This window comes from Frankia umida, assembly GCF_023242945.1.
Lineage (GTDB): Bacteria > Actinomycetota > Actinomycetes > Frankiales > Frankiaceae > Frankia > Frankia umida.
Map to the genome: position 1 here is coordinate 49,852 of NZ_JALKFT010000015.1, position 17,950 is coordinate 67,801.

14 protein-coding genes and 1 tRNA gene are annotated in these 17,950 nt (G+C 70.7%); 3 read left to right on the forward strand and 12 right to left on the reverse strand.

Annotated features, from left to right (window positions below; all coding sequences use genetic code 11):
- Positions 1-85 precede the first annotated feature (85 nt).
- Complete coding sequence (locus tag MXD59_RS15695; RefSeq protein WP_248825473.1) at positions 86-1,681, forward strand: MBOAT family O-acyltransferase; 1,596 nt, start codon at positions 86-88, stop codon at positions 1,679-1,681.
- 75 nt (positions 1,682-1,756) lie between these two features.
- Positions 1,757-2,752, forward strand: coding sequence for a DUF459 domain-containing protein (locus tag MXD59_RS15700; RefSeq protein ID WP_248825474.1), 996 nt, complete (start codon positions 1,757-1,759; stop codon positions 2,750-2,752).
- A gap of 21 nt (positions 2,753-2,773) precedes the next feature.
- On the opposite strand, the gene MXD59_RS15705 is transcribed toward MXD59_RS15700, so the two are convergent.
- Positions 2,774-3,157 (reverse strand): hypothetical protein, encoded by a 384-nt coding sequence (locus MXD59_RS15705; protein WP_248825475.1) that lies wholly within the window; start codon positions 3,155-3,157, stop codon positions 2,774-2,776.
- A 109-nt stretch (positions 3,158-3,266) separates the two neighbouring features.
- Here MXD59_RS15705 and MXD59_RS15715 point away from each other — a divergent pair, with 109 nt between their 5' ends.
- On the forward strand, positions 3,267-3,554 hold the full coding sequence (locus tag MXD59_RS15715; protein ID WP_248825476.1) for a DUF4287 domain-containing protein: 288 nt from the start codon (positions 3,267-3,269) through the stop codon (positions 3,552-3,554).
- A gap of 93 nt (positions 3,555-3,647) precedes the next feature.
- On the opposite strand, the gene MXD59_RS15720 is transcribed toward MXD59_RS15715, so the two are convergent.
- From MXD59_RS15720 to mfd, 11 genes are all read right to left on the reverse strand, one after another.
- Positions 3,648-4,406, reverse strand: coding sequence for a Bax inhibitor-1/YccA family protein (locus MXD59_RS15720; RefSeq protein ID WP_248825477.1), 759 nt, complete (start codon positions 4,404-4,406; stop codon positions 3,648-3,650).
- A gap of 158 nt (positions 4,407-4,564) precedes the next feature.
- Positions 4,565-4,639 (reverse strand) — tRNA-Leu (locus MXD59_RS15725).
- 314 nt (positions 4,640-4,953) lie between these two features.
- Entirely contained in the window at positions 4,954-6,324 is a 1,371-nt protein-coding gene (locus tag MXD59_RS15730; RefSeq protein ID WP_248825478.1) for an NAD(P)/FAD-dependent oxidoreductase, read from the reverse strand.
- A gap of 391 nt (positions 6,325-6,715) precedes the next feature.
- Positions 6,716-7,669 carry a Ppx/GppA phosphatase family protein gene (locus tag MXD59_RS15735; RefSeq protein WP_248825479.1) on the reverse strand — a complete coding sequence of 318 codons (954 nt, stop codon included), beginning with the start codon at positions 7,667-7,669 and terminating at the stop codon, positions 6,716-6,718.
- A complete protein-coding gene (locus MXD59_RS15740; RefSeq protein ID WP_248825480.1) occupies positions 7,666-8,205 on the reverse strand; it encodes a DUF501 domain-containing protein in 540 nt (179 codons plus the stop codon). The genes MXD59_RS15735 and MXD59_RS15740 overlap by 4 nt, the downstream gene beginning before the upstream one ends.
- 94 nt (positions 8,206-8,299) lie before the next feature.
- Positions 8,300-8,674: an FtsB family cell division protein gene (locus tag MXD59_RS15745; RefSeq protein ID WP_163547553.1), complete on the reverse strand. Its 375-nt coding sequence runs from the start codon at positions 8,672-8,674 to the stop codon at positions 8,300-8,302.
- Positions 8,675-8,679: 5 nt separating this feature from the next.
- Positions 8,680-9,963 (reverse strand): phosphopyruvate hydratase, encoded by a 1,284-nt coding sequence (gene eno / locus MXD59_RS15750; protein WP_248814373.1) that lies wholly within the window; start codon positions 9,961-9,963, stop codon positions 8,680-8,682.
- A 117-nt stretch (positions 9,964-10,080) separates the two neighbouring features.
- Complete coding sequence (gene sppA / locus MXD59_RS15755; RefSeq protein WP_248825481.1) at positions 10,081-12,051, reverse strand: signal peptide peptidase SppA; 1,971 nt, start codon at positions 12,049-12,051, stop codon at positions 10,081-10,083.
- Positions 12,052-12,213: 162 nt separating this feature from the next.
- Complete coding sequence (locus MXD59_RS15760; protein ID WP_248825482.1) at positions 12,214-13,413, reverse strand: nucleoside triphosphate pyrophosphohydrolase; 1,200 nt, start codon at positions 13,411-13,413, stop codon at positions 12,214-12,216.
- A gap of 54 nt (positions 13,414-13,467) precedes the next feature.
- The gene (locus MXD59_RS15765; RefSeq protein ID WP_248825483.1) at positions 13,468-14,235 is read right to left on the reverse strand and encodes a SurA N-terminal domain-containing protein; all 768 of its coding nucleotides are present in this window, start codon (positions 14,233-14,235) and stop codon (positions 13,468-13,470) included.
- Between the two features lie 62 nt (positions 14,236-14,297).
- Positions 14,298-17,921 carry a transcription-repair coupling factor gene (gene mfd / locus MXD59_RS15770; RefSeq protein WP_248825484.1) on the reverse strand — a complete coding sequence of 1,208 codons (3,624 nt, stop codon included), beginning with the start codon at positions 17,919-17,921 and terminating at the stop codon, positions 14,298-14,300.
- Between the last annotated feature and the right edge of the window lie 29 nt (positions 17,922-17,950).

Genomic DNA, 17,950 nt, shown 5'->3' on the forward strand with positions numbered 1-17,950 from the left:
AAGGGCATTTAGCCCACAGACTCACTACCTTGTGCGCTTGGTTGACTCTATTCGGTGACGATGACCGTAGGGCTGGCGGATATAGGTGATCTTTCCGACAATCGAGTTCGCGGCGTTCTTCGCCGTGGTCCTGTCCCTGTCGTGGCTGCTCATGCCTCATCCGTGGGCGTGGAAGCCCATGATCCTCGCGGCCTCCTACCTGTTCTACGGCTACGCCGACGCCCGCTTCGTCCTGCTGCTCGTCGCGTCGACCCTGTTCAACCAGACCGCCGCCCGGGCGATCCACCGCTGGCACGACCGGCGGATCCTCGTGGCCGCGGTCGCGGGCAATCTGGGCCTGCTCGGCTGGTTCAAGTACTACGGCTTCTTCGCCCTGTCCGTGGACGAGGCGCTGCGCGGAGTCGGCCTGCCCGCACCGCTGCCGCTGCTGCAGGTGGCGCTGCCGATCGGGATCTCGTTCTTCACGTTCCAGGCGATCAGCTACGTCGTCGACGTCCACCGCGGGGTGACCGCCCCCGCGCCGCTGCTCGACTTCGCGGTCTACGAGGCGTTCTTCCCGCATCTGGTCGCCGGACCGATCGTGCGGGCCAGCGAGTTCCTCCCCCAGCTGACCACGCCCCGCGATCCTCGCCGGGTCCCGCTGTACCGCGCGCTGCTGCTCATCCTCGGCGGCCTGGCCAAGAAGGTGGTACTCGCCGATCTGATCGCGACCCGGCTGGTCGACCCCGTGTTCGCCGTGCCCGCGCAGCACTCCAGCGCCGAGGTCCTCGCCGCGGTGTACGGCTACGCGGTCCAGATCTACTGCGACTTCTCCGCCTACTCCGACATCGCGATCGGGCTCGCCCTGCTGCTCGGCTTCCGCTTCCCGGACAACTTCGACCGCCCGTACGCCGCCCGCAGTCTGCAGGAGTTCTGGCGGCGCTGGCACATGACCCTGTCCCGATGGCTGCGCGACCACATCTACCTGCCACTGGGCGGCAGCCGTGCCGGCCCGCGGCGCACCCAGCTCAATCTCATGATCACCATGATGCTGGGTGGGCTGTGGCACGGCGCCGCCTGGACGTTCGTGCTGTGGGGCACCCTGCATGGCGCGGCCCTCGCTCTGGAGCGTCGCCTGCGCGCCCGACGGGATCACCTCGGACGCCCCGCGGGACGTTCCGCCGCCCGGCCCGTGTCCCTGCCGCTTCCCCGGCGTGAGGCCGCCCCGGTGCCGGTGCCGGCTGGTGGCCTGCTGACGGAGCCGGCCCTCCGGCCGACGACGACCCCGGCGCACCTCGCGTCCGGTCCGGCCCGCGAGCTCGGGCCCGCACCTGGACCGGCCCCTGGCCCTGCCTCGCCATCGCGGGTGCGGACCTGGATCGGGCGGCTGGTGGTCTTCCACTTCGTCTGCGCGACATGGGTGCTGTTTCGCGCCCCGGACCTGGGAACGGCTGGTCAGGTGTTCGCTCGGCTGGTCAGCATGCCCGGTCCGGCACCGCTGGTCACCCCCACCGTGGTGGCCGCGATCCTCGCCGGGTTGGCGACGGCGGCCGTGCCCCGGGCCTGGTGGATCGTCGTGCGCGGCCAGTTCGCCCGGCTCGGCGCCGGTCTCCAGGTCGTCCTGATCACCGCTGCCGTCACGGTCATCTATCACGCCGTCGGGACACAGACGGTGTCCCCGTTCATCTATTTCCGCTTCTGACCTTCCCCTTCACCTTCGAGCCAGCGTCTTGCGGGACGCCCGACCGCATGACCGCCAGAACAGGACGACGCAGAGATGACCGAGCCCCAGCGCGACGACAGCCAACCGGACGGTCCGACCGAATCGGCCGGGCGGGCGATGCTGGTGGTGCTGGGCGTACTGGGACTGCTGGCGGTGCTGCGGGCGCCAGCCATGGTGCACACCGGGGAGGGGATGCGCCCTGGACTCACCCGGACCCTGGTGCTCGGCGGGGCGCGTCCACTCGTCGAGCTGACGCACCCGCTGCGCCTTGACCTGCCGGATCGCTGGCTGGCCGACCTCTTCGGTCGGGCCCCCGCCTCCTCCCCGTCAAACCCGGGCCTGGCCAGCACCGCCCGCCGGATGACACCACAGCCCGCCCACCCGGCACGGACGGTGCCCGCGCTGCGGGTCCCGAGCGTCGCCGACCCGCAGCGGGTACTGATCACCGGCGACTCGCTCACCGAGACACTCGGCCCGGCGATCGCCACCGCGGCGGGCACCACGGTGCACTCGCGCACCGAGACCCGATACGGGACGGGTCTGGTGCGTCCGGACTTCTTCGACTGGGCTGTCCAGGCCCGCGCCCAGGCCGCGCAGCGCGACCTGGAGCTGGTCATCGTCACCATGGGCGGCAACGACGGGCAGACGATCACGTTGCCCGACGGGACGCTGCTGCCAGCCGGAACACCGCGGTGGGCCGCCGAGTACACCCGACGGGCCGAGGTGGTGATGCGGATCTGGACCGGCGACGGCACCCGGCACCTGCTGTGGCTGGGCCTGCCGCCCGCCCGGTCGAAGCGCCTGGCCGGCTACTTCGACCAGCTCGACACCGCGACCGCCGCGGCCGCGAGGACCGTTCCCGGCGCCACCTACCTGGATCTTCGACGTTGGCTGTCGCGGGACGGCGGCTACAGCGACTACCTCACCACCGCCGATGGCCGGGCCGTACTCGCCCGCTCCCGCGACGGGGTGCACCTCACCCTGGACGGCGCTCGGATCGTCGCGGGGCCCGTCCTCGAGGCGGTTGCCGCCATGCGCCAACCGGGCTGAGCCCCGCCCGCGCGGCGCGGGTCAGCGCGTTCGGAAGCCGAAGCCGGCACCATCGAGATCAGTGCGCGCGCCGGTGACAGCCGTGCGTGCGTCGGCGAGGATCCGCACCGCCCGGGCACCTGCCGGCTCCCGGGCCTCGGCCAGCGCGGCGAGCAGCTCCTCGGCGAGCACGGCCACCTGGTCCGCCAGCGCGTGTGGGGCCAGCTGAGGGGGCCGCGTCCCCGGTGGCGAACCGACACCGGCACGTTCCCCCAGAACGGCCAGCTCGTTGATCAGCAGAACAGTCCGCTGTGCCCGGCTCACTGCGCCTGGTACGGGAACCTCCCAGGACGCGCCGGCCCAGCCGCGCAGCTGCCGCACGAGCAGCCGCACCTCACGGGCGAGCTCGACCACTGAGGTGGACATCCGGGCAGGATACCGGACCGAACCGACGCCGGCCCTTGCCGGGCGCTGTGGTCTGGGGCACGCTTACGACATGAGTCGTTGACGTCGGGTTTCACGACTGGAGGCGCGCATGTCACTACACCGTTCCCCGCAGGTCCGTTCCCCGCAGGTCCGTTCCCCGCAGGTCCGTTCCCCGCAGGTCCGTTCCGCTCAGACGCATCAGTACCTCATCGAGCGAATCCCCAAGGTCACCGGTCATGAGGTGAACATCTGGCTGGGCCGGCTGGCCGAGGGCCCAGGGCTGCTGCGCTTCTCCGAGCGGGTGAACTGGCTACGCGCCGAGCACAACCTGCCGCACAGCTACGCCTCTGCTCTCGTACACGAAGCCGACCTACGCAGGCGGGCGATCCGCACCTAGGCCGCACGTGGCCCGGCTGGGGACGGTGGCCCGGATCAGCGATCCGGTGCGGCCGCCCCCAGCCGCCGGCCGATGCCGCTGGCGAGACCGACGCTACTGACGAAGCTTGGACAGCAGGCGCAGCATCTCCAGGTAGACCCAGACGAAGCCGATGAGCAGACCGAACGCGGCACGCCAGGCCTCCGACCGCGGCGCCCCCGCCTGGATCGCCCGCTCGATGCCGTCGAAGTCGAGGATGAACTGCAGGCTGGCCACGCCGAGCACCACCACGCTGAACAGGATTCCCAGCGGTGACGGATCGTTGATCACTGGCAGGTGGCTGTCGCTGACACCGCGCACCACGAGATCCGCCAGGCCCAGCAGGACAACGCCGAACAGCACGCCCGTCACGATGCGGGCCATCCGCGGCGTGGCGCGAAGCCGGCGACTGCGGTAGGCGACCAGCATCGCGACGAAGATCAGCCCGGTGCCAAGCAGTGCCTGCGGGACGATGTGGGCGAACGCGTCCTCGAAGTAGCGCGAGACCGCGCCGACCGCGACGCCCTCGATCAGCGCGAACGCGATCACCAGCGACGGCCGGATGGTCCCGCGCATCGAGACGACCAGGCTCAGGGCCAGCGCGACGAGACCGGCGCCCAGCGCGATGCCCGGAGCGTCCGGCCCGATCAGCCACCCGCCGACGGCACCGATGCCCAGCACCCCGAACAGGCCGAGGGTGTGAACCACGACGTCGTCGACGGTGAGCGTCGTCGGCTGCCGGAACTGGCTGGACAGCTGCTCCGGGGTGGGCGTGGGCGGCGGCGCGAAGGACCCTGGGCGCAGCGCGGGGTTCGAGGAACGTAGGTCGGCCATCGAGCCGGCTCCTCCAACGACAGTGAACGAGGTGGTCACCGGTCCAACGATCTCGCGCGCGCAGGGGTTCCCGACCGGGACGCGAGGGTGAGTCCAGTCCAACGTCGATCGCCCACACGCGCAACTGGGCGGTGTGGGCGATCGACGTTGAGCAAATGTGCCGGTGGTCGGAGTCGAACCGACACTCGAGCTGTTTTTAGGACAGCCTCCTCTACCAGTTGGGATACACCGGCTCGTCTACATCGCTGCTATTTCTACCACGCTACGTAGGTTCTGGGAATAACACATCGCGGATGAAGCAGTCGGGGTCGACGACACCGACGAAAGCGTGACTCTTCGTGACGGGGATGCCGCTCATTCGCTATGACCTTCGATCAGAGGTGGACCGAGCGGCGACAGTCAAATACTTCGGGCCGTAGGCACAGTTAGCAGATGCCACCGGCCTCGCCGGAATAGCCCACTAAGGTGCACGGAACCCGGCCGACCTCATCTCTGGACAGTCGCCGGCATTCGTGGTGCGCACCGGATGCCGGCCACCACATCCCGCTCAGCTGCCGGACGAGCCCTCCGATGCGCCGGAGGGGGCCGCCGATGCCGACACGGCCGGCGTCGGCGTGGCCACGCTGCGGAACTCCCTGCGCGGATCGGCGAAGGAACCCAGCGAGACGATCTCTCGCCGGAAGAAGAGCGCGAGGGTCCAGTCGGCCATCACCCTGGCCTTGCGGTTGACGGTCGGCACGCGGCTGAGGTGGTAGGTCCGGTGCATCAACCAGGCTGGCCAGCCACGCAACCGCACCCCATACACCTCGGCGACCCCCTTGTGCAGGCCAAGCGACGCCACGCTGCCGGCATAGCTGTGCTCATAGGGACGAATCGGACGCTTCCTCAGCTCTGCGACGAGGTTGTCCGCGAGGCGAGCCGCCTGGCGGACGGCGTGCTGCGCCGACGGACCCGTGGTCGCCCCCTCCCCCTTGGTCAGGTCGGGCACCGCGGCGCAGTCACCCGCGCTCCAGGCGCCGGGCACTCCGTCGACCTGGAGGAAGGCCGTGGCCCGCACCCGGCCCCGTTCGTCGAGCGGAAGGTCCGTCCGGGACAGCACGGGGTTCGGCTTGACGCCAGCGGTCCAGACGACGGTTCCGGCGTCGAAGCGCTCGCCGCTGTCCAACTCGACCCGCCCATCGACCAGACTTTCCACCCGCGTTTTCAGCTTCACCTCGATTCCGCGATGCTCCAGTTGCTTCACGGTATAAAGACCCATCGCCGGAGAAACCTCCGGAAGTATTCGATCGGTGGCCTCCACCAGAACCCAGCGCATCTCGTCCGCACTGAGATCAGGATAAAACGAGCAGGCATCGCGGGCCATGTCCTCGAGTTCGGCGAGGGCCTCGATTCCCGCATAACCGCCACCGATGAACAGGAATGTGAGGGCGCGGCGCCGGACCGCCGCCTCCGTGGCGGAGGCCGCGGCGTCAAGGCGACTGAGGACCTGATTGCGTAGATAGATCGCTTCGGCTGCGCTCTTGAACCCGATGCCCTGCTCCGCCAGCCCCGGAATGGGCAGTGTTCGCGCCACCGAGCCGGGACACATCACCAGCACGTCGTACGTCAGCTCGAAATGATCACCGAGGGGCGACTGGATCACCGCCACCCGTCGCCCATGGGACACGGACTGTACAGTCCCACTGGTCACACGACTGGACTTGAGCACCTTGCGCAACGGGACGACCACATGCCGTGGCTCCAGGTTGCCGGCGGCCGCCTCGGGCAGGAACGGCTGGTAGGTCATGTACGAGTTGGGGTCGACCACCGTGATGCTCGCCTCGCCGCCGCGCAGCTTCCGCTGCAGTCGCAGGGCCGTGTACATGCCGACGTAACCCCCACCGACGATGAGGATGTGCGGTGCGCGCCCATAGCTCATGCGAAAACCGTACCCGCGACGACCGTGTCACACCGCCGCTCGAACCAACCGGCACGACCATTTCCGTGACGCACGACACGTAATACAGATGAGTGCTTTGGACCACGTGCCGTGGTGACGGCCACATTTCGGCCTACATTGTGAACGCACTCAGCCCGGTTCGACCAGCCGTGGGGTCGAGGCAAAAACCGTGTCGAGCATCACCTCGGCGACCCGCCCGGTGAAGGTGTTCTGCCGGCCCGGGTGATAACAGCCGACAACGGTGGCCCGCGCGACAGGCCGACACCCACCCGTCGAGTTCGTCGGTCCCGGCCGCCGTGGCGGCGAACGTCACCACCTGCCCGGCGGACTCGGCCGCTGGTGCGTCCGGCCCCGTGGGAGCGACCGTGGCTCAGCCCGTGACGATGGGTGCGGCGGGGGCCGCGGCCAGGGCCAGCGCGATGCCGTCGAGGATGTCACGCTCGCTGGCCACGACCGCGCTCGCCCCGGTGCGCTCGATCAGCGTGCGCAGTACGAGTGATCCGGCCGCGATGACGTCGACCCGGCCCGGATGCATGACCGCGAGCGCTGCCCGTTCGTCGTGGGTCATCGCCACCAGACGGGCGGTGACCTCGGCGACCTGCTCGGCGCTGGTCACTGACAGGTGGATGCGCTCAGCGTCATAGCCGGGCAGGTCCGCGGCGAGCGCGGCAACGGTGGTGACCGTTCCGGCGACACCGACCAGGGTGGCCGCCCGCTCGATCGGCACGGTCTGCGCGGCCAGGTCGAACGCGGCCCGCGCATCGGCGACGATCGCCGCCACCTGCGCCGCCGTGGGCGGGTCGTCCCGCAGATGCCGCTCCGCCAGACGCACGCAGCCCACGTTCACCGAACGTGCGGCCCGCACCCCGGCCAGGTCGCCCAGGACCAGTTCGGTCGAGCCGCCGCCGATGTCCGCGAGCAGGACCGGCGTCGCGACGGACGCGGTCGTGGCCAGATCACCGATCGCACCGGCGAACGACAACCCGGCCTCCTCGTCCCCGCTGATCACCTCGGGGTCGACCCCGAGGATCTCCCGGACTCCGGCAACCAGATCGCCGCGGTTCCGGGCGTCCCTCGTGGCACTGGTGGCGACCATCCGCACCCGCGTCGCGCCCAGCCGTTCGATCTCGCCGGCATAGTCACGCAGCGCCGCCAGTGTGCGCTCCAGCGCCTGCGGGGAGAGCTCTCCGGTGCGGTCGACTCCCGCACCAAGACGCACGATCTCCATCCGGCGGGTCAGTTCGCGCAGTCGGGGACCATCGACCTCCGCCACCAGCAGACGGATCGAGTTGGTGCCACAGTCGATCGCGGCGACGCGGGTCATGCCGATCCCTTCCTCTTCGCGTTCTCGCGCTCGGCACCGCCGGCGGCGGACACGCAGGCCTCGTCGGGCACGCAGGGGCCACGACGGCCCCAGTCCTCGAGCGCGGCGAGCGCCTCGTCGCCGAACGGGTTGACCCCGGGTCCCGCGGCCAGGCTGTGGGCGACCAGCACGTGCAGACACTTCACCCGGGTCGGCATCCCCCCCGCGCTGGGGGCTCCGGTGAGCGGCTCACGGGTGTCCCGACGGTCGAGGTAATCCTGGTGCGCCGCCGCGTACGCGGCGGCCAGCTCCGGATCGGTCGCCAGCCGCTCGGTCATCTGGCGCATCACCCCGGCACCTTCCAGCCGGGACACCGCGCTCGCCGCCCGCGGGCAGGTCAGGTAGAACAACGTCGGGAACGGGGACCCGTCGGGCAGCCGGGGTGCGGTCTCCACCACATCCGGACGTCCGCAGGAACACCGGTGCGCGACCGCCACCAGACCGCGGGGCTCACGGCCCAGCTGCTGGCGGACAACCTGCGCATCCTGGGTCGTCACGGCCGTCCGCACCACGTTTCCCCCGTTTCCTGGCCGTGGCGTCGTGTCCACGACGATGTCGCCGGCTCCATCATGACGCGGCAGCCACACCGCGCTACGGCGCGGAGATCTGCGACCACAGTCTGCCGTACCAGGCCGAGTCGCCGGCGGACGCGCCGCCGTGGGCCTCGTCCGTCGACGGCGGCGTCGCTGGTGCCGGCATCAGATAGGCCTGCTCACCGGGCTTGAGGTAGTGCAACCGGCGCCGCGCCTCATCCTCGACCCAGGCCTGGTCGCCGTAGCGACCGACCGTGGTGCGCAACTGGTCCACCTGTGTCTGGGCCTGCGCGTTCGCTCGGACAAGCTGGGAAAGCTTGCTCTGCTGACGCAGGTACAACCGCAACGGGTAGGCCAGGGTGAGGACCAGCACGCAGATCACGACGGCGAGCAGGGTCGCCCTCGTCGTCAGTGCGACACGCGGCGCCGGCACCGGACTCAGGCGGACTGACCGTGCCGGGGGAAGGCCGCCGCACCCGCGTACCGGGCCGCGTCGTCCAGCTCCTCCTCGATCCGCAGCAACTGGTTGTACTTCGCGACCCGTTCGGTACGTGCCGGGGCTCCGGTCTTGATCTGACCGCAGTCGACCGCGACGGCGAGGTCGGCGATCGTGGTGTCCTCGGTCTCCCCGGACCGGTGCGACATCATCGCCCGGTAGCCGCTGCGATGGGCGAGAGTGACCGCGTCCAGGGTTTCGGTGAGCGTGCCGATCTGGTTGACCTTGACCAGCAGGGCGTTCGCGGCCTTCGACGCGATGCCGCGAGCGAGCCGCTCGGGGTTGGTGACGAACAGGTCGTCCCCGACCAGCTGGACCTTGTCGCCAAGGCGCGCCGTCAGCTCCACCCAGCCGGTCCAGTCGTCCTCGGCGAGCGGGTCCTCGATCGACACGATCGGGTAGGCATCGACCAGCTCGGCGTAGTAGTCGCTGAGCTGAGCCGCGGTCCGGGTCTGGTTCTCGAACGTGTAGGCCCCGTCGGCGAAGAACTCGGTCGACGCGACGTCCAGTGCCAGGACCACATCCGAACCCAGACGCAGGCCGACCTTGTCGACCGCCTCGGCGATGAGGTCGAGTGCGTCCCGGTTGGTGGGCAGGCTGGGCGCGAAGCCACCCTCGTCACCGACGCCGGTGGCCAGGCCCCGGGCCTTGAGCACGCTCTTGAGCGCGTGATAGACCTCGGCACCCCAGCGCACCGACTCCGAGAAGGTCGGCGCCCCGATGGGAGCGATCATGAACTCCTGGATGTCCACGTTGCTGTCGGCGTGCGCGCCACCGTTGAGAATGTTCATCATCGGCACCGGCAGCAGGTGCGCGCTGGGACCGCCCAGGTAGCGGAACAACGGCAGGTCGCTGGCGGCGGCGGCGGCCTTGGCGACGGCCAGGCTCACCCCGAGCAGGGCGTTCGCACCGAACGCGGACTTGTCAGGAGTGCCATCGAGATCGATGAGGCGCTGGTCGAGCAGCCGCTGCTCCGCCGCGTCCAACCCGATGATCTCGGGCTGGATACGTTCGATGACAGCGGCCACGGCCTTGCGCACACCCTTGCCGCCGTATCGGTCCTCACCGTCACGCAGCTCGACAGCCTCGAAGGCGCCGGTGCTCGCACCGCTGGGCACGGCGGCACGAGCGAGCGTGCCGTCCTCCAGCACAACCTCGACCTCGACGGTGGGGTTACCGCGCGAGTCAAGGATCTCGCGGGCTCCTACGGCCTCGATGGACGGCACGGTTAGACCTCCGAATGCGACGGGGGACGGATCGTCACGGACCGAGACTACCGTCGTGCCTCGGCTGACGAGACGCCGAACGGGCTGCGGCGCGCCGCCCGCCGGTGCCGAAGGTACTCAGTGGATCCGTCCCATCGGCGGCATGGTCAGCGGGCCGGCCACGGGCAGTCCGAGACGAGCGGCCAGTGGCGCGAAGGAGCCCCATCCGAACGACCCGAATGCTGACCCCACCGTCGAGCCCAGCGACGGACCGACGGCCGCGGCGCCCCGATCCTCACTGGATCTGGGTGTACGCACCCGGTCCAGCACCGACGGCCTGGAGGTCAGTCGCACCCGGGGAGTCTCGTCCGCCGGCAGGCCAGCCCGCGACCAGGCCAGCCGCAGGGCGTCGGAAAGCCCGCCGAGTTCGTCGACCAGACCGTGCCGGTGGGCGTCCGCGCCCGTCCACACCCGACCACGAGCCAGCTCGTGGACCCGGTCCCGACCCAGCCCTCGGGAGAGGGAGACCTTGTCGACGAAGTCGGCGTAGACCCGGTCCAGAAACTCCTCGAGCTTCTCCCGCTCGCCCTCGGTGAACGGCCGCCGCGGGGACATCATCAGCGCATGCTCACCCTCCGCGACCGCACCGAAGCCGACGCCGACCTTGTCCAGCAGGTCCCGCACGACCTGCTTGCCGGCGAACACCCCGATCGACCCGGTCAGCGTGCCGGGGTTGGCCACGATCAGGTCCGCCGCCAGGGCGACGAAGTACCCACCTGAGGCTGCCACATCACCCATGGAGACGATCAACGGTCGACCAGTCGCCCGAAACCGTTCGGCCTCCCGACGGATCAGGTCCGAGGCGACGTAGGAGCCGCCGGGGCTGCTGACCCGCAGCACCGCGGCGGCGACATCCTCATCGCGTGCCGCGGCCCGCAACGCCGCCGTGATGGAGTCGGAAGCCAGAGCCTGCCCGGAAAACGGGCCCGCCGCGGGGGAACCGAGCACCACCGGCCCGGTTCCGTAGATCAGCGCGACGACCGAGCGACGCGGGTCTCCGTGCGCGGGCGTGACGGTCGGCGCCAGCGGCGAACTCTGCCGCGCCACCTCGGACCCTGCCTCGGACTCGCTCCCACGGGACGGCGCCGACGGCTCCTCCCGCAGGAAAAGCGCTCCGGGCCCACGCGCGGCAAACGCGGTCACGCGCCGCACCGGCGACTTCTCCCTGCGTTCCGCGGAACGCCGGTAGGCGGAGGCATACATCAGCACCGGCTCGGAGGCGCCGCCCCCACCCTCTCCGGCAGCGTCGCCGACAGCAGCGTCGCCGACAGCAGCATCGCCGTCGTCGCTCACGCCGATCCTCGCCCGGGCGGCGGCGTACACCTCGTCGCGATAGCCGAGCCGGTCGACCAGCCCGGTGTCCAGTGCGACCGTGCCGGTCAGCGGGCCAAGGTCGATCAGCCGCCGAACCCGGTCGGCGGGAATACCGCGGCCCTGCGCGATACCCGCGACGACCTGCTCCGCGGACGACTCGATGATCCGGCTCACGGCCTCCAGGTGGGCTGGCGTGAAGTCCCGTTCGACGAGTGTGTTCACCGCGTTCTTGTACTCGTAGCGCTGTCCGATCTCGACGGTCACGCCCAGACGGTCCAGCGCACCGCGCAGAAAGGGAGTCTCCATACCGAGCCCGGTCAGGCCGCAGTCACCACAGGGCGCAAGCCAGATCTCGTCGAAGGCGGTCGCCAGGTAGTACGGCCCCGTCCCACCTCCGAACTCGCCGAACGTGTCGGCGTACGCGATGGCGGTGCCCCCCGCGGCGCGGAAGGCGCTGATCGCCGCTCGAATCTCCTGGATGTGGGCCAGTGGCATCCCGCACGCGGCGATGTGCGCGACCACGACCGGAACCCGGGCATCATCCGTGGCGTGGCGCAGCGCCTCCACGATGTCGCGCAGCGTGTTGCGCCGTCGAGAAAGGGCGAACGTCACCGGGTCGGCCGGAACACCTTCGAGCAGTTCCACCGTGAGATCAAGCTCGAGGACGACTGGCGCCGTCCGCCGCGCCGCGATCTGCCGGACGTCGGCCAGCGCCTTACGTGGGATGGCAGCCATGCTCAGAGGCTAATCGCCGGTCCGGCCATGCAGGAAGGCCAGCACCGAGCAGAGTTGGCGCGGAGGCGGCGCCACGGGCGGCCTGCCCGGGCTACCTCGAAGCCAGCCTGCCGGCGGGGAGGTCAGCCTGCCGGCGGGGAGGTCAGCCTGCCGGCGGGGAGGTCAGCCTGCCGGCGGGGAGGGAGATGGCCACAGCGTGCGCCACCGTTCGGCGGGCAGCGGGTCGGGCGGTGCGGCGCTGTCCGCGCGGGCGGCACCCTCGGCCGCTGCGAGTTGATCGCGGAATCGGCGCGCACGTGCGCGCAGCGCCTGCTCGGGGTCGACCCGCCCGGCGCGGGCCCACGCGACGGCGGCGAAGAGCAGGTCGCCGACGGCACGTTCGGCGTCATCGCTCGAGGAGAGCGGGGTTGTCGCCACGTCGGCGACGATGGACAGGAGGGCTCCTTCGACACCGGACACGGCCTGATCCGTAGCCGCGACGGGGACGGGGACGGCGACGTCCAGCGGGACGCCGATACCGCTGGCACGTCTGAGGAGCTTGGCGGCGAGTGAGAGCGCCGGCTGCGACAGCGCGACCCCCTCGGTCACCGAGACCCGCCCCTTCTCCTCGGCCTTGATGGCGTTCCAGTTGGTGACGACGTCCGCCGACCCGTCGACGATCACATCGGCGAACACGTGCGGATGGCGGCGGATCAGCTTGGCGGCGAGCCCGGTCGCCACGTCGTCGACATCCCAGGGGTCCTCGGGGCGTTCGGCGGCCACCCGGGCGTGGAAGAGGACCTGCATCAGGACGTCGCCGAGTTCCTCGCGCAACTCGTCGAGGTCGCCGTCCTCGATCGCCTGGTAGGCCTCGTAGGTCTCCTCGATCAGATAGGGGGCGAGGGATTCGTGGGTCTGCTCGGCATCCCACGGGCAGCCACCAGGTGAGCGCAGCCGATCCATGACGGACACCGCGTCCAGCAGCGCCGAGCCGGGAAGCTCGGCGGTGGCGAGGAGCGTGTCGACGATGAGGTCACGCGCGGCCTCGTCACCGTCCGGCGGGGTGGTCTGGGCCAGGCGGTCCAGCTGGCGATCGAGATCGCTGGGTGCGACCGGATCGGCGAGCCAGGCGATCCGCGCCGCGTCCGGCGGTACGTGCGGGGACAGCCAGGCGGCGAGCTTCTCGTCCGCGGTCTCCCGGTGGGAGTCCTCGCCGGTGATGACGGTGACGGCGGCGCCGGCCGCGCGCAGGGCGTCCAACTGCGGATGGGCGGGTGACGCCGTGAGTACCGGCAGCTGGCGAAGCAGGTCCCAGGCGGGCGCGGTGAGGATGCCCGGAGCGACCCGCGGACTGGTAACGATCATTGTGACCCGCAGCGGCATGTCTTCTCTCTCGCAGGCGTCAGGATTTCGCAGGCGTCAGGGCAGCGCCGGGGGTCAGGACTGGAGGGTCGTGTCCAGGGTGGGGGGCGGCACGACGCTGGACGCGATGGTGCCGTCGGCGGCGACGATCCCGAACTGGGCGGTGTCCCAGCGACCGAAGCGCGGGTTGACCGAGATCGGGTTCTTCTTCTCAGCCTGGTCGAGGATCGGCTTGAGCGCGGCGGCGCGCACGTCGGCGGCGATGAACCGGGCCAGGTAGGGCTTGGCCTGGGCATAGGTGAGCGGAATCCGGCCGACCTGGCTGACGATGCTGTCGTACTGGCTTCTGGTCTGGGCGTCGGTGGCGACCAGCGTGGGCGAGATCCGGTCGCTGAGCGCCGACTGGATCGCACCGGATCTCACGATCACCGCGACGTCCCGCTGGGCGAAGCCGACCGCGGCGGCGCGCTGCTCGAAGGCCCTGACGCTCCCGAACTGCAGGATCGCGTAGGCCTGGTAGTAGGCCGACACGTCGGCGTCGCTCACGGTGATACCGCGGCGGTGGGCCTCGTCCGACATGAGTTGTAGCTGGACGAGGGTGGTGAGTGTGCGTCGCTGCAGGGAGGGCTGGTCGAGCGGGCTGGCGGCGGACTGGCCGGACGGCGACAGGGGCACGGCCTGCGCGGCGGAGAGACCGCGTTCGACGATGCTGCGCAGCTGGGAGGTCTCGATCGCGTGCGATCCGACCTGGGCGGCGGCGCCGGCATGCGTCGTGCAGGCCGAAGCGGCGAGCACGACGGTCATGCTCAGTCCGACGCCAGCGAGAAGGCGAGGAAGCTTCACGAACCCAGACGCTATCCGCTCAGGTGTGGTCAAGCACACCTCCGGTCCTCGAAGCCCGCGATTCAGCCGGCCGCGGCGGCGATCGAGTCTCCGACGACGGCGGCGAGCAGATTCCCGGCCCAGGCCAGCAGCGCCCGGTCACGCAGGGGACGAGAGCCGATCCGTCCGGTCTCGGTGGGTGCGGGAACGAGTACGGTGCGCGCCGCGGCCTTGACCACCGCGCCCTTGTACAGCCGGGCCAGGCGAAGACCCTGGCTCTCCCGCAGCTCCAACGGCGCGAAGCGGATCTGACGACCGGCCGCCGTGATCTCCGTGACCCCGTGGCGGCGGGCGAGCACCCGCAGGCCGGCGACGGCGAGCAGGTTCTCCACCGGCTCCGGTACCGGGCCGAACCGGTCCACCAGTTCGCCGCGCACCTCGTCGATCTCGGTGTCGGTGACCGCACCGGCGAGGCGCCGGTAGGCGTCCAGGCGCAGACGTTCGCTGGGCACGTAGTCGTGCGGCAGGCTCGCGTCCACCGGAAGTTCGACCTTGACCTCCGGCGGCGCCTCGACGGAGTCCTTGCGGTATTCGGCGACGGCCTCACCGACCATCCGGACGTACAGGTCGAACCCGACCGAGGCGATGTGGCCGGACTGCTCACCGCCGAGCAGGTTGCCCGCGCCGCGGATCTCCAGGTCCTTCATCGCCACCGCCATGCCGGCGCCGAGGTCGTTGTGCTGGGCGATCGTGGCGAGACGGTCGTGCGCGGTCTCGGTCAGTGGTTTGTCCGCGGGGAACAGGAAGTACGCGTAGGCGCGGTCGCGGCCCCGCCCGACCCGTCCGCGCAGCTGGTGCAGCTGGGACAGGCCGAAGACGTCGGCCCGCTCGACGATGAGCGTGTTCGCGTTGGAGATGTCCAGGCCCGATTCGACGATCGTGGTGCAGACCAGCACGTCGAACTTCTTCTCCCAGAAGGAGACCATGACCTGTTCGAGGGCGTCCTCGTGCATCTGGCCGTGCGCGGTGGCGATGCGGGCCTCGGGAACCAGTTCACGCAGCTGCGCGGCGGCCCGGTCGATCGACTCGACCCGGTTGTGGATGAAGAAGACCTGGCCCTCGCGCAGAAGTTCCCGGCGGATCGCCGCGGCGACCTGCCGGGTGTCGTAGGCGGCCACCGAGGTGAGCACCGGATGGCGTTCCTCCGGCGGGGTGTCGATCGTGGACAGCTCGCGGATGCCGGTGATCGACATCTCCAGGGTGCGCGGGATCGGCGTGGCGCTCATCGTGAGCACGTCCACGGCGGTGCGCATCTTCTTGAGCTGTTCCTTGTGCTCGACCCCGAAACGCTGCTCCTCGTCCACGATCACCAGGCCCAGGTCCTTGAACCGGGTCTCGTTGGACAGCAGCCGGTGGGTGCCGATGACGATGTCGACGCTGCCCTCGGCGAGGCCGTCCAGGGTGACGCGTTGTTCGCTGGCCGAGTTGAACCGGCTCATCGCCCGCACGATGACGGGGAACGCGGCGTAACGCTCGCTGAAGGTCTGGAAGTGCTGCTGGACCAGCAGGGTCGTCGGCACCAGGACGGCGACCTGCTTGCCGTCCTGGACGGCCTTGAACGCGGCGCGCACCGCGATCTCGGTCTTGCCGTAGCCGACGTCGCCGCAGATCACCCGGTCCATCGGGACCGGCTTCTCCATGTCCGCCTTCACCTCGTCGATGGCGGCGAGCTGGTCCGGGGTCTCGCGGAACGGGAAGGCGTCCTCGAGTTCGCGCTGCCAGGGATTGTCCGGGGCGAAGGCGTGCCCGGGGGCGGCCATCCGCGCGCTGTAGAGACGGATCAGTTCGCCGGCGATCTCCTTGACCGCCTTGCGGGCGCGGCTCTTGCGCTTGGCCCAGTCGGCGCCGCCGATGCGGTCGAGGCTCGGACCCTCGCCGCCGGTGTACCGGCTGATCTGTTCGAGCTGGTCGGTGGGGACGTAGAGGCGGTCGCCGCGGGCGTACTCGAGCAGCAGGTACTCCCGCTTCGCCCCGGCGACCGTGCGGGTGACCATCTCGACGTAGCGACCGACACCATGGGCGTCGTGGACCACCAGGTCGCCGGGGGCGAGCGCCAGGGGGTCGATACCCTTGCGGCGCCGACTCGGCATCCGGCGCATGTCCCGGGTGGTGACACCACGAGCACCGGCGATATCACTTTCGGTTATGACCGCCAGGCGCAGTGTGCTGCTGGTGAATCCGGTGCCGAGCTGGCCTCGGGTGACGACGGCGACGCCGGGCACGAGTTCGGCGTCCTGGGCGTACCGGGCGCCGAGGTCGGCCTCCCGCAGCATCTCGACCAGCCGTTGCGCCGGCCCGTGCCCCTCGGTGACGATCAGCACCCGTCGCGACTCGGCCAGCCAGCCCTTGACGTCCGCGATGACCGCGGCGGTGTCACCGTGGTAGAGCGGCGCCGGACGCAGGCTCGCGACAACCGTGTTGTCGCCCTCGAGGGCGTCCCGCCCGCCGTCCTCGGCGAGGGGGACACCATCAGCGGCCGCCGCGGCGAACGGGCTGACCGACCACCAGGGCAGGCCGCGCCCGGCGGCCCGCTCCCGCACCTGCGCGATGGACCGGTAGGCGGCCGCGCCCAGGTCTATCGGCGCACCGCCACCGAGCGCGGCGACGCTCCAGGACGCCTCGAGGAACTCCTGGCTGGTCCGCACCAGCTCACCGGCCCGGGCCCGGACCCGCTCCGGGTCGCAGACCAGTACGTGGGTGCCGGCGGGCAGCTCGTCGAGCAGCAGCGACATGTGCTCGACCAGGACGGGAGCGAGCGCCTCCATACCGTCCGCGGGAATGCCGTTGGCGATCTTGTCCAGCAGGTCGATCAGTTCGGGATGCTCCCCGGCCAGGGCCGCGGCACGCGCCCGGACGTCCTCGGTGAGCAGCAGCTCGCGGCAGGGCGGAGCGAACAGCCCACGCGGCACGCCCCCGCCTGGCCGGGTGTCCGTCGACGACGGCTCGTCGTCGACGAGGGCCCGCTGGTCGGCGACGGAGAAGCGGCGGATGTCCTCCACCTCGTCACCGAAGAACTCCACCCGCAGCGGATGCTCCTCCGTGGGCGGGAACACGTCGAGGATTCCGCCACGCACCGCGATCTCGCCGCGCCGCTCGACCAGGTCCACCCGGTGGTAGGCGATGCCCACCAGCCGGGCGACCACATCTTCGAGGTCGGCGGTGTCACCGGTGGTGAGCTGCACCGGGGCGAGATCACCAAGCCGGGCCACCTGAGGCTGCAGGACGGCGCGTACCGGAGCGACCACCACCTTCGGCGCGGGACCACTGGCCTCATCCGGATGGGCCAGCCGGCGCAGCACCGCCAGGCGCTGACCGACCGTGTCCGCGCGCGGCGACAGCCGCTCGTGTGGCAGGGTCTCCCAGCTCGGATAGACCGCCACCGCGTCCTGACCGAGCAGATCGCCGAGGGCTGCGGCCAGGTCCTCGGCCTCCCGCCCGGTCGCGACCACCGCGAGCACCGGCCGACCGGCCCCACCAGCCCCGCCGCCACTGGTGGACGCGGCCAGCGCGGCCGCGGCGAAGGGCCGCAACGCCGCGGGCCCCGCGAGGTCGAGAGTCGACTGGCCGGCGGTGCTGATGGCCCGAGCCAGGGCCGGATCGCCGCCCGGCCGGGCGATCAGTGCGTCAAGTAGCGGCGCGAGGGTCATAAACCTGTCCCTGGGCCTCTCCGGAACGG

Coding starts and splice junctions, on each gene's coding strand:
- sppA (WP_248825481.1), bottom strand. CDS start 12,051: ATGGCTGCCATCCCACGTAAGGCGCTGGCCGACGTCCGGCAGATCGCG.
- MXD59_RS15715 (WP_248825476.1), top strand. CDS start 3,267: ATGTCACTACACCGTTCCCCGCAGGTCCGTTCCCCGCAGGTCCGTTCC.
- MXD59_RS15735 (WP_248825479.1), bottom strand. CDS start 7,669: ATGACCCGCGTCGCCGCGATCGACTGTGGCACCAACTCGATCCGTCTG.
- MXD59_RS15700 (WP_248825474.1), top strand. CDS start 1,757: ATGACCGAGCCCCAGCGCGACGACAGCCAACCGGACGGTCCGACCGAA.
- mfd (WP_248825484.1), bottom strand. CDS start 17,921: ATGACCCTCGCGCCGCTACTTGACGCACTGATCGCCCGGCCGGGCGGC.
- MXD59_RS15730 (WP_248825478.1), bottom strand. CDS start 6,324: ATGAGCTATGGGCGCGCACCGCACATCCTCATCGTCGGTGGGGGTTAC.
- MXD59_RS15760 (WP_248825482.1), bottom strand. CDS start 13,413: ATGCCGCTGCGGGTCACAATGATCGTTACCAGTCCGCGGGTCGCTCCG.
- MXD59_RS15705 (WP_248825475.1), bottom strand. CDS start 3,157: ATGTCCACCTCAGTGGTCGAGCTCGCCCGTGAGGTGCGGCTGCTCGTG.
- MXD59_RS15720 (WP_248825477.1), bottom strand. CDS start 4,406: ATGGCCGACCTACGTTCCTCGAACCCCGCGCTGCGCCCAGGGTCCTTC.